This window comes from Spirosoma harenae (assembly GCF_054776975.1).
Window position 1 is genome coordinate 230,941 of sequence record NZ_BAAHBD010000006.1, and the last position, 13,498, is coordinate 244,438.

14 protein-coding genes are annotated in these 13,498 nt (G+C 46.2%); 4 read left to right on the forward strand and 10 right to left on the reverse strand.

The window, feature by feature from the left end; genetic code table 11:
* Positions 1-38: 38 nt before the first annotated feature.
* The 4 genes from ACYVE4_RS04705 to ACYVE4_RS04720 form a co-directional block, all read right to left on the reverse strand.
* A complete protein-coding gene (locus ACYVE4_RS04705; RefSeq protein WP_460995768.1) occupies positions 39-1,427 on the reverse strand; it encodes an alkaline phosphatase family protein in 1,389 nt (462 codons plus the stop codon).
* Positions 1,428-1,499: 72 nt separating this feature from the next.
* Complete coding sequence (gene eboE / locus ACYVE4_RS04710) at positions 1,500-2,738, reverse strand: metabolite traffic protein EboE (RefSeq protein ID WP_460995769.1); 1,239 nt, start codon at positions 2,736-2,738, stop codon at positions 1,500-1,502.
* Positions 2,739-2,751: 13 nt separating this feature from the next.
* Positions 2,752-3,930 carry a 3-dehydroquinate synthase gene (locus ACYVE4_RS04715; RefSeq protein WP_460995770.1) on the reverse strand — a complete coding sequence of 393 codons (1,179 nt, stop codon included), beginning with the start codon at positions 3,928-3,930 and terminating at the stop codon, positions 2,752-2,754.
* A gap of 168 nt (positions 3,931-4,098) precedes the next feature.
* Positions 4,099-5,088, reverse strand: a complete 990-nt coding sequence (locus tag ACYVE4_RS04720) for a glycosyltransferase family 2 protein (RefSeq protein ID WP_460995771.1) — start codon at positions 5,086-5,088, stop codon at positions 4,099-4,101.
* Positions 5,089-5,372: 284 nt separating this feature from the next.
* Here ACYVE4_RS04720 and ACYVE4_RS04725 point away from each other — a divergent pair, with 284 nt between their 5' ends.
* Both ACYVE4_RS04725 and ACYVE4_RS04730 read left to right on the forward strand, forming a co-directional pair.
* Positions 5,373-6,131, forward strand: coding sequence for an SDR family NAD(P)-dependent oxidoreductase (locus ACYVE4_RS04725; RefSeq protein ID WP_460995773.1), 759 nt, complete (start codon positions 5,373-5,375; stop codon positions 6,129-6,131).
* Positions 6,132-6,183: 52 nt separating this feature from the next.
* Entirely contained in the window at positions 6,184-6,933 is a 750-nt protein-coding gene (locus tag ACYVE4_RS04730; RefSeq protein WP_460995774.1) for a carboxypeptidase-like regulatory domain-containing protein, read from the forward strand.
* Here the strand turns inward: ACYVE4_RS04730 and ACYVE4_RS04735 are convergent.
* The 5 genes from ACYVE4_RS04735 to ACYVE4_RS04755 all read right to left on the reverse strand — a co-directional run bounded on the left by ACYVE4_RS04735 (position 6,904) and on the right by ACYVE4_RS04755 (position 10,671).
* Positions 6,904-7,572 carry an alpha/beta hydrolase gene (locus tag ACYVE4_RS04735; RefSeq protein WP_460995775.1) on the reverse strand — a complete coding sequence of 223 codons (669 nt, stop codon included), beginning with the start codon at positions 7,570-7,572 and terminating at the stop codon, positions 6,904-6,906. The genes ACYVE4_RS04730 and ACYVE4_RS04735 overlap by 30 nt on opposite strands.
* 5 nt (positions 7,573-7,577) lie before the next feature.
* Entirely contained in the window at positions 7,578-8,108 is a 531-nt protein-coding gene (locus ACYVE4_RS04740; protein WP_460995776.1) for a DUF4442 domain-containing protein, read from the reverse strand.
* Positions 8,109-8,132: 24 nt separating this feature from the next.
* On the reverse strand, positions 8,133-8,528 hold the full coding sequence (locus ACYVE4_RS04745; RefSeq protein WP_460995777.1) for a MarR family winged helix-turn-helix transcriptional regulator: 396 nt from the start codon (positions 8,526-8,528) through the stop codon (positions 8,133-8,135).
* Between the two features lie 117 nt (positions 8,529-8,645).
* Positions 8,646-9,638, reverse strand: coding sequence for a bile acid:sodium symporter family protein (locus tag ACYVE4_RS04750; protein ID WP_460995779.1), 993 nt, complete (start codon positions 9,636-9,638; stop codon positions 8,646-8,648).
* A 91-nt stretch (positions 9,639-9,729) separates the two neighbouring features.
* Positions 9,730-10,671 carry a Ppx/GppA phosphatase family protein gene (locus ACYVE4_RS04755; protein WP_460995780.1) on the reverse strand — a complete coding sequence of 314 codons (942 nt, stop codon included), beginning with the start codon at positions 10,669-10,671 and terminating at the stop codon, positions 9,730-9,732.
* Positions 10,672-10,727: 56 nt separating this feature from the next.
* Between ACYVE4_RS04755 and rpsU the strand changes: the two genes are divergently transcribed.
* Positions 10,728-10,925 carry a 30S ribosomal protein S21 gene (rpsU, locus tag ACYVE4_RS04760; protein ID WP_460995782.1) on the forward strand — a complete coding sequence of 66 codons (198 nt, stop codon included), beginning with the start codon at positions 10,728-10,730 and terminating at the stop codon, positions 10,923-10,925.
* A gap of 203 nt (positions 10,926-11,128) precedes the next feature.
* On the opposite strand, the gene ACYVE4_RS04765 is transcribed toward rpsU, so the two are convergent.
* Entirely contained in the window at positions 11,129-11,890 is a 762-nt protein-coding gene (locus ACYVE4_RS04765) for a hypothetical protein (RefSeq protein WP_460995784.1), read from the reverse strand.
* Between the two features lie 249 nt (positions 11,891-12,139).
* Between ACYVE4_RS04765 and ACYVE4_RS04770 the strand changes: the two genes are divergently transcribed.
* The gene (locus ACYVE4_RS04770) at positions 12,140-13,483 is read left to right on the forward strand and encodes a sensor histidine kinase (protein WP_460995785.1); all 1,344 of its coding nucleotides are present in this window, start codon (positions 12,140-12,142) and stop codon (positions 13,481-13,483) included.
* Positions 13,484-13,498: the final 15 nt, after the last annotated feature.

Sequence of the window (13,498 nt, forward strand, 5' to 3'; positions counted from 1 at the left end):
GTTTCAAATTAGGTGCTTTTGCCCAAATAACCAAGAATCTACGTCGTCTGTTTAGCCAGGACATCAGCTCCCAGAGTTTCCCATATCTGATCGTATACATCCGTGGCTGACAGCGACTTACCAACGTTTCGGCTACTAACAAATACGGGATGATGTTCGGGTGCAGTCCCTACTCGCCCGTGCGATCCTTTCACAAGGGTAGCGTCGAGTGAAATCACATCCATGAGATACCGGAAACCAAGCAGTTTTCGACCCAATTTATAGCCTGCTCTCAGTTTAATGAACGGATTAGTCTGATCCATAAACATTTCGACAGGATCATAACCGGGTTTCTGGTGAATGGCAACCAGCCGGGCATAATCTGGGGCGCGGGCATCATCGAGCCAGTAATAATAGGTAAACCAGCTATTCGCATCAGCTACGACAACCAAGTCGCCAGAGCGTTCGTGGTCGATGTGATAGGCCTTCTGTTGCTCTTTATCCAGCACTAATTCAATGCCCGGCGTCTTTTCGAGTAGCGAACGTACTTTATCAAAAACCGACGGGTCATTGATATACACGTGAGCGATCTGGTGATCGGGGGTAGCGAAAGCCGGAGAAGCTCCCGCATCGAATACTTCCAAACCACGCTCTTCCCGATACCGTATCATACCGGCTTCGCGCAGAATCCGGTTGATATGAATCGGATTGCTTACGTTCGTAATACCATACTCAGATAAGACAATTACCTCCGCACCTTTTTGCTCGTAATATTGAATCAGGTCGCGGCAAACGTCGTCGATTTCGCGGAGATCAGTAGCAATTTTTGAAAAATCCTGCCCAAATTTTTGCACGCAATAATCCAGATGTGGCAGGTAGATCAGTGTTAGCGTTGGGTTGTGCCATTTGTCTACCAACATCGACGCATCGGCAATCCAACGGCTGCTTTTTATCGTAGTTGCCGGTCCCCAGAATTGAAATAACGGAAACGTGCCCAATTCTTTCGTGAGCCGGTCGCGGAGGTCGCCGGGGTGAGTGTAGCAATCCGGAATTTTCATTCCATCCGATGGATATTGTGGGCGGGGCGTAGCCGAAAAATCTGCGGTGGAATACATATTATACCACCAGAACATCTTTGAAACCGTGAAATTTGGATCTATCTTTTTCGCCCGTTCCCAGATTTTTTCACCCGCTACCAATTTATTGGACTGCTTCCAGAACTTTACTTCACTATCCGTCCGATCGTACCAGCCATTACCAACAATACCCGTTTCGCTAGGCCACTTACCCGTCACGTACGTCGACTGAACTGACGTAGTTACGGCCGGAAGCATAGGATCGATTGTAGCCTGGTGTTTACCGGCAAACCATTGTTTGAGAAAAGGCGTGTGCTCACCAATCAGTGAATACGACAGACCGACAACATCAAGGACTACAGTTTTTTTCATAATGAGGAAGTATAAACGATAAGTGATAAACGATGAGTGATGAACATTTTTTTAATACTCATCACTCATCGTTTATCTCTCATCACTACTAATTGATTTTTGTACCCACTTCATTTCTCGTTCAATCGAATCGACTAAGGATAGTTTTAATTCTTTGGGTAATACTTCCCAGGTATAGGTTTCTACCTCAAGCTGATTGGTAAATTTCCGGTCAGCCTGTAGCCGTAATACCTCGAGAATATCGTCCTGTGTGGATGTCAAGACGCCATAATCGGCCACAAACAAAGGCACATGAAAATGTGATCGCCATTCAACATGATCTTCATTCAAGGCAGCCAGGGCTTCGGGCAAATCGGCAAAATGCAGCAGTTCATCCGTTCTGGTTCGGGCAACTACCTGATGCAGATACGTTGGTTCGTTAAACTGCTCAAACGCCTTCCGAACGATCTCACGACCCGCCTGATCTTCAGGAAACTCTGCTTTTAAAGCCGCACTGATTTGAATTTTACCGACTCGTAAGCCGTATTCTTTAAGTTTATCCAACACATCAGCCGGACGTTCGTAACCCACGGCGAAATGGCAGACATCGAAGCATAATCGAACGTGCGCACAGATGGTTTCTTCGGCTTCCGTATCCGTCATACCAAACTGTTCGCTGATCTGTTCAATGCCCATGGGCAACAGATAGTCCGTGAACCAGGCAATAAACTCGTCTGTATTTTCAATAATACCATCGGCTTCGGGCTCCAGATCGAGGTGCATCAGCCGATCCGTCTGGCGATGCAGTCGAATTAATTCGGCCACTACTTCAATGATATTCTGGGTGGTCTGCGAAAAAATATAATCACGGGCGGCAGGCTGCTCCCATTCAAACCAACGACGGTAGGAAAGTGGCGAGGTAGAAACTCCGCCCTGAATGGCATTGCCCAATTCATCGACAGGCAACAAAACCGACAGAATTCGGAATAACCGCTTGGTATATTCAACCCGTGCTTCGGTTGTCCAATCGGGCGCGTGGACCTGATCTTTTACAACGGTACGATGAAAACCACCGAACGGAAATCCGTTCATGGTGAATACATAACAGTCGTTTTGCGTCAGCCAATGTTGAAAAGCGACCAGGTTTTCGGGCTGTTCCAGCTCTTCACTCGCCTGATTCGATAGACGTAAGCCAATGCCATAGGGCGCATCGGGCGATAGTTGCTGCTTTAGTTCAGGAATAGCCTGTTGTAGGGCCGCAAAATGATCGGACCAGGTTTCACCAGCATGAATGTTGGTGCAATACCCCAAATGTCCCAGGAGGTTTTTCATATATATTTCAGCCCTATATCGTTTCCAGAACTTTATAGGTCTGATCGTTAGACTCTTTTAACGTTGCAATGGCCTGCCGAACAAGAGTAGGATCAATATCGTGTACTTCTACTCCCCTACCAATTCCTTTCAGCAACATAATTGTTAATTGCCCACCCAGATGCTCACGGAATTCGGCCAGGCCTTTCAACAATCCTTCGCTGTTATTGGCATCGAGCATAGGATGATATAAGGAGAAACCAAGTGTTTGTAGCGTTGTCAGAATCCGGGTCGTATCGACCTGCGTAATCCAGCCAAGCTGGGCAGAATAAAGACTATCCAGGGCAATTCCAATGGCAACAGCTTCGCCGTGCCGAATTTCAAAATCAGTGAGTTGCTCCAGTTTATGCGCGCTCCAGTGCCCAAAATCCAGCGGTCGCGATGAACCCATTTCAAACGGATCTCCACTGGCAATGTGGTCTAAGTGCATTTGCGCACAGCGATGAATCAGGTACTGCATAGCCGCCATATCGCGAGCGGCTAACTGCTCGGCATTCGCTTCAATCCACTCGAAGAAGGTAGCATCTTTTATTAAGGCTACTTTTAACGCTTCTGAAATGCCAGCTCGCCAATCACGTTCGTCGAGCGTAGTCAGAAAATGGCTGTCGTTAAATACCGCTATAGGGGGAACAAAGGTGCCCAGGAAGTTCTTTTTTCCCTGATAATTGACCCCATTCTTGACACCTACGCCTGAATCATTCTGCGACAAAACAGTGGTTGGAATACGAATATGCCGAATGCCCCGGTGCGAAATTGCGGCCGCATAACCGACTAAATCCAATATAGAACCTCCACCAATGGCGACTACATACGAGTGCCGATCAATACCGTATTGATCAACGGCGCTAACAATTTTCTCGACAAAATCAGGATTATTTTTCGCCAACTCACCCCCTGGAATGATTAGCAGCTCCGGAATAAGTTCAAGGTTGTCAGCATATTGCGCTATGTAGGTTTTAATAGCTGACGACAGTTCAGGGTAAACCGCTGCGACACCTGAATCTATAACAAAAAGGAGTTTTTTCCGCGTTTCGCCTATTATCTGCTGTTTCAGAAAGTCAGCAAATACAGTGTTGGCGGAATCAAAAAGATGCTCGGTAAAAAAAACAGTATATGTAAACCGAACGCTAAACGACTGATGCAAATGATCCATTCATGGATAAAGGCAATTGAGTAATACCGCCTTTATCCTTCAAAAATACAATCAGATCGTTAATGGTTCATTAAATAGCGTGTAATTATGGGCGTGGGGCAGAGGGTTTAGAGCAGAGGAACCGAAAAAACAGTATTTTACCCTCTGCCCCAAACCCCATGCTCTCTGCTACAGATACAGGACTTTGTATTTTATGGACCCGTACAGGCGCCAGTAAACCGATAAAAAGGGAGTGGCTACAGCAGTAATGATCGTATGTTTAGCGATTGTCCAGGTTAGCGGTTGCTGAGGTAAATGACGCATAATCAGATCCGTCGATAAAATCGTCCAGATACTCAGCCCAATCATCACGAGAGCGGGGGAACGTAAGAGCAGTCCGATCAGTGCTAATGCTGCGCTCAAAACCGATATATAATATTGAAATTTCTGCTGTCGATAGGCCGGAATACGTTCGCGAAATAAGTTTGGGTGCCGTTTATAAAGCAACGCATCGTACGAATTATTCCGCTCGTCGCGCAGAAGACCATACCAGGGGCAGGGACGAATATGATAGATCACGAGAGCTTCAGGACATTTGCTAATCGGAATACCCGCCTGGATAAACTTAAATTGAAGATCACTGTCTTCCCGCCATGCGGTATCAAACGCTTCCTCAAACCCGCCTACCCGCTCCAGTGCCGATTTGCGACAAAAACAGTTCAGGGTCATAAACTCTGCCCGTTTCAAAATAGTAGCCGTACGATCGAGTGGACTCGGCTGATCAGGTAAATGTACGCGCATTTGCCCACTCAATACCTGTGCTCCACGTTGAAAGCAGAGTAAAGCCGACGAAAGCCACTCCGGCTCGGGCAAACAATCGTCGTCCGTAAAGGCAATAATACGCCCACGGGCAGCTTGCCAACCGCGATTTCTAGCGGCTGCCGGTCCCCCACGTTTAGGCTGACTCAGGTAACGAACTTCCAGCGGCATCCCGTCGCGGGCCATTTGTTTCGCAAAAAGCTGAACGGCTGTTTCAGTTTCAGACGATACACCCTCATCTACAACAATAATTTCAAACTGGTCACGCGGGAGCCGTTGACGCCCCAGCGCGTCGAGACACTTAAGCAGCAAAGCCGGTTGCTGATATGTTGGAATGACAACCGAAAATTCAGGGAGCATATAAACAACTAATTACTAGGGTATTGAATACGAGCGTCGTCAAGGTCGGGCGAAGTAGCCGCTTTTCGTTAGATCTGCGACAATTATACTCGTGCAAAAACCTAACCAAAATCAGTAAACACATTTTTTAAGCATAGTGATTAATTAATAAATAGCTGATAAACAGAGACAATAATTTTAATATTTAGATCAAATGGGAAAGGAATTCACAGAATCCTGGCGTGCCGACTGCAAACGTTAGGCGGTTGCGTTATCTTTGTCAAATCACCTTTTTGACCATTCTTATGTCTCGTATTGCCCTTATTACTGGCGCTACCTCTGGTATTGGCCGGGCCACTGCCGATGCTTTCGCTGATCTTAGCTTTCGTCTTATTCTTTGCGGTCGCCGACAGGATCGACTTGATGAATTACAGGAGATTTTAAGTCAGAAAACTGAGGTAACCACGCTCAATTTCGACGTACGCAATTGGGTAGAAGTATACGAATCGATCAATACGCTACCCGAAGAATGGCAAGCCATTGATATTTTGGTGAATAATGCTGGTAATGCGCATGGTATGTCGGCGATTCAGGATGGCGATATTGCCGACTGGGATCAAATGATCGACGGCAACGTACAGGGCGTTCTGTATGTGGCGAAGGCCGTAATGCCGGGAATGGTGGAGCGGAAACGAGGCCATATTGTCAACCTTAGCTCAATAGCCGGTAAGGAGATTTATGCTAATGGTGCTGTGTATTGTGCGAGTAAAGCGGCTGTGGAAGCAATCAGCACGGGCATGCGATTAGACTTAACGCAGCATGGAATCAAAGTCACGAATATTGCTCCGGGTGCCGTAGAAACTGAATTCTCGATGGTGCGTTTCAAAGGCGATCAAGAGCGGGCGTCAAAAATTTATCAGGGTTTCACGCCATTGACACCCGAAGATATTGCCGACGCCATTGCCTACGCCGTAACGGCTCCAGCTCACGTCACTATTGCCGACATGACAATTCTGGCTGGTGCGCAGGCCGGTGCTATGACGATCCATCGGAAACAGCAATAGGCTTATTGCTAGTTATGCAGAATCTCCCGCTCCATACATCAATTCAGTCTGTATGTCTAAAAAACCAGTACAGCTAATAATTCCCAACCCTTGTCAACAACGCTGGCAGGATATGGAAGCGGGAGAAACGGGGCGATTCTGCGCGCATTGCCAGAAAACGGTAGTGGATTTTACCGCTATGAGCGATCAGCAATTAGTGGGCTATTTTCTAGCTCAGCCGAAGAAGGTATGTGGTCGATTTACTGCCGAACAACTCCATCGTGCATCGATCGCTGGGCTATCTGTTCGCACGGGTTCCCGGAGTCAACACTGGATTAATTTAATAGCGGCTGGCTTGATTAGCTGGAGTACAAGTCAGGCGAGCCCAAACCCCCTTTTTAGCCAAGCTCAGGAAGTTAATACAGCTCATTCGCTTTATTCAGTAGACCAAACTGTGGAGCCGCTTCATCCACATACCACGAATGACTCTCTCGGAGTAATTAAAGGGCAGGTACTCAGCCGTGCAGACAATAAACCGCTAGCTGGCGTAATCATACAAGTGAAAGGTACGTCTAGGGGAACATTCACCGACAAAGACGGATCATTTACGCTACCAATTCCTGATTACCAAGACGATAAACTTGTGGTAGTAGCGGTTTTTATTGGCTTCACTACTCAGGAAATACATGTATCAGCCAGTCGTAATGAAGCTTTACTCGTTAAGCTATCGGAAGATACTACCCTTTTAGGAGAAGTCGTTTGTATACCGAAGAAGCCATCGCTCCTGAAAAAATTACGAAATCGACTTCGGAGTACCCGTTAATTTTGTCAATACGTCTGGCTCCACCCGATGACCTCCGTCAAAAGCGGTTATAAGTAAGTTAGGTACTTCCTTCTGCATTCGCTGTAGATACCCTTCAGAATCGGGAAGTTGGTTAATATATTCGTCCTGTTTTCCGTAAACGTAATGCGTCTCCGCTGATACTAATTTTGCAGGATCGATAACATCCGATAAACCGTTTGGAAAAAATCCTGCCCAGAGAATCAACCGATTCACCTGAATATAACCATCGTTCAGCCAGCGACAGGCGGTTGCGGCACCTTGCGAAAAGCCCAGCAAGGTTATCTTAAAGTGGCCGGGATTACGACCACTCAGGATACGGTCGTAGAGTGAATTCAAATAAGCCAGAAAATCAGCGATTTCCTGCTCTTTATCTTCACGAGTCAGCCAGGATGCGCCCACTCGTTGATATTCTCCATTCAGATATAATCGCGATAGACCTTCCGGAACGACGATCAAGGTTCGACCATCGTCCAGCTCCGTGAATTTGCGGCTGAAATAGTGTGCCAATTGCCCAAATCCGTGCAGACAGAACCAGATAGACTGCGTTTGCTCAGTAAGTTGGCCAATCGTATAATAGCGGGCTGTCCGTTGAACAACCAGATGATGTTCCTGTGTCATACGAATTAGCGACGAAAGCTTGATTGTTGCCGATCATTTTTTCGCTGCTCATAATGCGCTTTGTCGGCGATGTAGCATAAGCGTTCGAGTTCAGCATGCACGACTTCGTTTTTATCGACCCAGCGAACCTTGAATACATACTCGGCCTGACCGTTCATAGTCACTTCTTCGCGAATTGCCCGAAGTTGCTCATCTGTAATATCAAAACGCGCATACAGCGTTTGTCGACCGGGTTTGCGAAAGCGAATGCTCGCCGATTTATCCCAAACAACGAATTGCTTACCCAAAATTTTCAGCAGCATCACCATATAAAACGGGTCGGAAGCGGAGAACATACTCCCTCCAAAAATAGTCCCTACGTAATTATACGTCCAGATACTTCGTCGTAGCCGCACATGCACTTCCCGCGAGTCATCCGACCAGAACAAAATATGGCCTCCCGTTCCGAAAAACATCGGATACCAGTTCAATCCAGTCCGAAATAGCCAGGTTTTAGTCGATTCGCGACGCGTTGTTTGCAAAAATGTAGGTTTCATACCTTAAAAATTCAAGTTGTCAATTCAGTTCATCAACTTCTCCGAAAGCACCGAAAGTCCTTCAACAGCTTCCGATCCGAGTTCTTCCCGAATTTGTTGATTCAATACTTTCCAGATTTTATGGCAACGTTTCGCCAGTAATCCCCCCTGCTCAGTCAGAAACAAGCCACTTCGCAGACTATCGGTTAGCCAGCCTTTTTTTTGCAGCAACTGCACATCCCGACTCATCGCCGACTTCTCAATCTGCAATCGTTTCGATAACTCCGCCTGACGAATACCCGGTTTAGCGAAGATGTGCATTAGTAAAGCTGCCTGCGCAAACGTTACACCTTCCGACACAAATGCATCATTATAACGTCCCGTTACAATCCGGGCCAGCATCCGTAAACGCCCCGCTATACAGTAGGTTTCTGAATTCATTTTACAAATGAAAAGAAGTAAAGTTGCATATACAACTTTATCCGTACAGAAAAGCCATCCAATAGTAAAATTGATTGGATGGCTTTTCTGTACGGATTATATAGTTAACGGATTGATCTAAGATACGGACTGAGTAGTCGTTACTTCACTCGCAGCAACTTCTTTAGGTGGTCGCTGGCTCCAGTAGGTAGCCAATAGTGATCCCGTTGTGTTCATGATCGGGCCGAAGAGCGCTGGTGCAAGACCAACGGTTGCTACTTTTCCCATCTGAACAGCAATGCCTGACGCCAAGCCGCCGTTTTGCAGTCCGACTTCGATGGCTACTGTTCGACAGCTTTGTTCATCCATGCCAAAAAGCCGAGCCGACCAATAGCCTAATATAAAACCAGTCAGGTTATGAATCAGGACGCATAGTGCCAGCGTCCATCCCACTGTTAGCAAGCTATCTCGCCCGGCCGCGGTAATAATGGCAACTATCAACACAATTCCACCCATTGAAATCAGTGGCATGATTCGATTCAGAACCATAGCTGATTTATGAAAAATACGATTCAGAATCAGGCCAACGACAACTGGTAAAATCACAATCTGGATAATCTCGACCATCATTTTCCAGAACGAAATTTCGATAAACTGCCCAGCCAGTAATTTCATCAGTGCAGGCATCAGAAACGGAGCCAGCAGCGTCGATAAGGTAGTTACGGTAATCGACAAAGGCACATTTGCCTTGGCGATGAAGCACATAACATTAGAAGCCAATCCGCTAGGTGAGCACCCAATCAACACAACACCGGCCGCAATTTCGGGTGGAAAATTGAAGGTATTTGCCAGCGTAAAACCCAACAAAGGCATGATTAAAAAATGACAGACAACCCCGACAAATACAGCACGCGGTTGCTGAATAACCCCTTCAAAGTCCTTGAGCGACATGGTCGTTCCCATGCCCAGCATGATAATCTGCAAGAGCGGTACAATGAGTTTCTTCAGCGGAAAATCACCAATTTGGGTAAACGGACCCGGAAAAATGAGCGCAATGGTAACAGCACCAATGATGAAAGCAGTATAAATCAGGTTATTATACGAAGAGCGAGCGTTTGTTTCAGCTTTCATTCTTTCTGATGAAAAGGATAAGTCAGGCTACACAATAAAGTCGACCATAAAAGCCTATTGAGCGCAGAACTTACCTGCTTTACTTCATTTGTTATTGGGAGAGCGAAGCAAAGACCCCTTCTTTCAGCGAATAGGTCGAGGTTTTGATCTGCGTAATACCATACGTTTTCAGCACATAATCAATGAGGCAAACGGCTACCACAATCATATCGACCCGCAGTTCGATCATCCCCGGAATCCGCATTCGCTCAGCATGATTTTTAGTAATTAGCAACGCATACGCTCGATAGAACTCGTCAATCGGTAATGTAAAGGTAGCCTGATCGGCGTCGGGCAAGTGGCCTTGTTCGCGCATGAACCACATATCGACTAATGTATCGAACGAGCCCGATGAACCTACCAGTACAGTTGGCTGGTATTGATGAATGGCATTAGCCAGCGGCAAAAGCTGTTCCTGAAAATAGTCGTATAATCGTCGAATGCTGCCAGCACTAATCGGTTCGGGTTGATCAATTGCCCCCGGCATAAATCGGTCGAGCAAACGCTGTCCACCTATTTCAAAACTCTGTTTCCAGAAAATACGGGACCGATTTCCTAAAATAAATTCAACGCTCCCTCCACCAATGTCGACAATCAATGCCGTTGCCTCGTCAAGAGCACCAGAAGCCCGGATACCCTGATAGATATAATCTGCCTCCTGATCGCCCGAAATAACCCGAATTTGTATACCCGTTGTCGCCTGTACCCGGTCAATAAACTCCTGCTGATTTCGAGCAACCCGAATGGCACTTGTGCCTATAGCAACTACCCGCTCAGGTACTATATCAAATTGATCCAGGACTCCACGAAAATAACTTAATACGCCCAACGCCCGCTCAATTCCTGCTTCAGTAATAAACCCCTGATTGATACCTGCCTGACCAATTTTAGCTGGTCGGCTTTCCCGAAACAGAATAGATTGCGTTGAACCGGTCGTTTCGGCAATAAATAGGTGGAATGTGTTGGTTCCTAAATCAATAATAGCTTGTTTCATGTCTGCAAATCTATTATCTTTGCCGTCCGGTTTTAGCTAAAACACAATATTAAAACATGCTTATCATTAACGTAAAAGACAACGAGTCGATTGACAAAGCCCTGAAACGCTTCAAAAAGAAGTTCGAGAAGACGGGTGTGTTACGACAGTTGCGGTCGCGGACGGCTTTCCAAAAACCGTCGATCAAACGTCGCACCGAAATTATCAAAGCCGCTTACAAAGAGAAAATGTACGGCAATCACACCGAGCAATAGGCATTGCCGGTGGGTACAGTGGAAAAAGATTGCTGAATGCGCAGTCAGTAAATCGAAGCCACTAACCAGAACACAGGAGCAGCAGACAGATATGTTTGCTGCTTTTTTATTAGTTGCCAATTGTATATAACTAAAACGGGAGCTATTTAATGGCTCCCGTTTTCATTTATGTATGGTCGTGGCTGGTGTTTAGATACTATAATCTAAAATTTTGCGGTCAGGCCCAGCTTTACAGCCGACACTCCATAACCCAGTTCAGTAAATGCACCAACTTTTGGACTAAACATGAAGCGAGCGCCCAGATGCAGCCCTACCCATACGCCACTATTATACGAACTGGTATAGTAGTAATCAGAATATCCTGAACCGGCATATCGGAAACCAAGCGAAGCACCTATGTATGGATCGAAGCTGCTGGATTGCACATTCAAGGCTTCAGCCAGGTGATAAGATGCGCGGGCACCGAAGTAAGCAAAATTGTAGCCGCTTGAATAATATCCATAGTTGTAATGATAATAGTCGATTGAGCCGCCAACTGAAAAATTGTTTTTCACATCTGCTTCAACTGATACACCTACCGGAAAACCACCGCCATAATATGTTGCCAGGCCAACGCCCAGATTCACGTACACATTCTTATGGCTCCGATAAGATGCCGTTGAACGCGGACGAGTCGGAGCCGAATGCGAAACAGGTTGTGGGCGCGATTCGGCCGGACGAGCGGCAACCGGTGCGGGGGCTTGCGTCTGCGCTGGCTGGGCCTGAGTTTGCGTTTGTGGTTTCGCAGCGGGTGCGGCAGTAGCCGCGGGTTTATTCGCCTGTGTGGTGGCGGGTCGGCTGGTCGATGAGTAAGGGCGAACAGATGGCTTTGCGGTCGTACGTTTTACAGGCTGTTGCGCCAGGGTCGATCCGATCGACAGTGTGATGGCCAAAGCCAACGTTGCAAATTGAGTAATGGTTTTCATTTCGTAGTTGTTGTTTATGTTTTTCTTGAGGAACGATACAAACCTACAACTACCCACTCCGATGTACCAGAGGCTACTGCATGAACTGAGAAAAGAGTCCAATGAACTGTATTGTAAGGTTACTGAAGCGATTCACCCTCATACCTTACCGCTCGACAATCCCTTTTCCGCTTAATAGAGTGATTGAAATTAATACAGGACGGTTTTTGTATATTTGCTTATCCTCTTGAAAACCGTTTTACTCAGTTAATGACTTACGAAGCCTGGTCTCCACTCTTTTTGGGTATGGTACTGGCCATGCTACTGGCGAATTCAGTGCAGTGGTTCATGTATCGGGAGCGCATCTACGGTATCTACTCGATCTACACCCTGACCTGGGCGGTTTACTTCACCATTAATCATTTCGCTTTACCTTATAACATTTCCAATTTTTACAAGCTTCTGCTGTCTTATACAGGCTACATTCTTTATCTGGAACTAGCCAAAATTTTTCTGAATCTTCGGGAGCGACCAAAGCTCTTTCGCTGGGTCAGAATTGTGCAGGGATTGCTAATCACTTACTGCGTTGTCAAAACCTATATTTATCTCTTTACCGATTTTTGGCAAACCAAGCTCCACACTCTCTTACTTCAACCAGTTCGGTTTGCATTGCTGGGTGTTGGAACCTATATCGTTTTTTCATTTTTCCGATCGAAAGATGTGGTGGCTCGTTTCTTTGTAGCAGGAACGGCCTCCCTGTTAATCAACCATTCGATCACAACATTTTTATTAATCCGCTCTCCGAATACCAACGTACAGTTGCCATTCTGGCAGCATCCTGATTTGTTTGTACAGATGGGCGTTGTTCTCGATTTGATCTTTTTTGCACTAGGCATTTCCTACCGACATCGGCGCGAGGCTGTAAATAAAGCAGTTATCGAAAAGGAACTCGAGCGCGAACGTGAACAACATCACCGCGAATTCCTGGAAGCCGATCTGGCCTTACAGCGAATGCAGCAGGAAAAAACGGAGATGCAGATGCGTGCCCTTCAAAGTCAGATTAACCCGCATTTTCTGTTTAATGGATTGAATACGCTCTCATCATTGATTGATGAAAGCCCCGCACAGGCCGGCGAATTTGTCGACGAGCTATCGAGAGTGTATCGCTATTTATTGCGTAGTAATGAAAACGAACTGACGACACTGGGTATCGAATTACGATTTATTCAATCCTACTTTCATTTGCTCAAAACCCGATTTGGCAATTCGGTTAGCTTAGACGTAGCTATCCATGAAACGTATGAGGAAGCCCTACTACCTCCTCTGACCTTACAGCTATTGGTCGAAAATGCGGTTAAACATAATGTAATTCTTCATCAAACTCCCCTACGGATTCGCATTCGAACAACCGAAAATCAGCAACTTATCGTTGAAAATAGTCTGCAGCGAAAAACCATACGAGTTGATTCAAATGGAGTTGGATTGTCGAATATTGCGGTTAAATATCGGCTATTGAATCAACCTGACCTTATCATTGAGGAAAATGATGGCTGGTTTCAGGTGACACTCCCCTTATTAATGCCGCAGTCTGTAGCCGCCAACACGGTCGAATAAACTCGTTAATAAGCC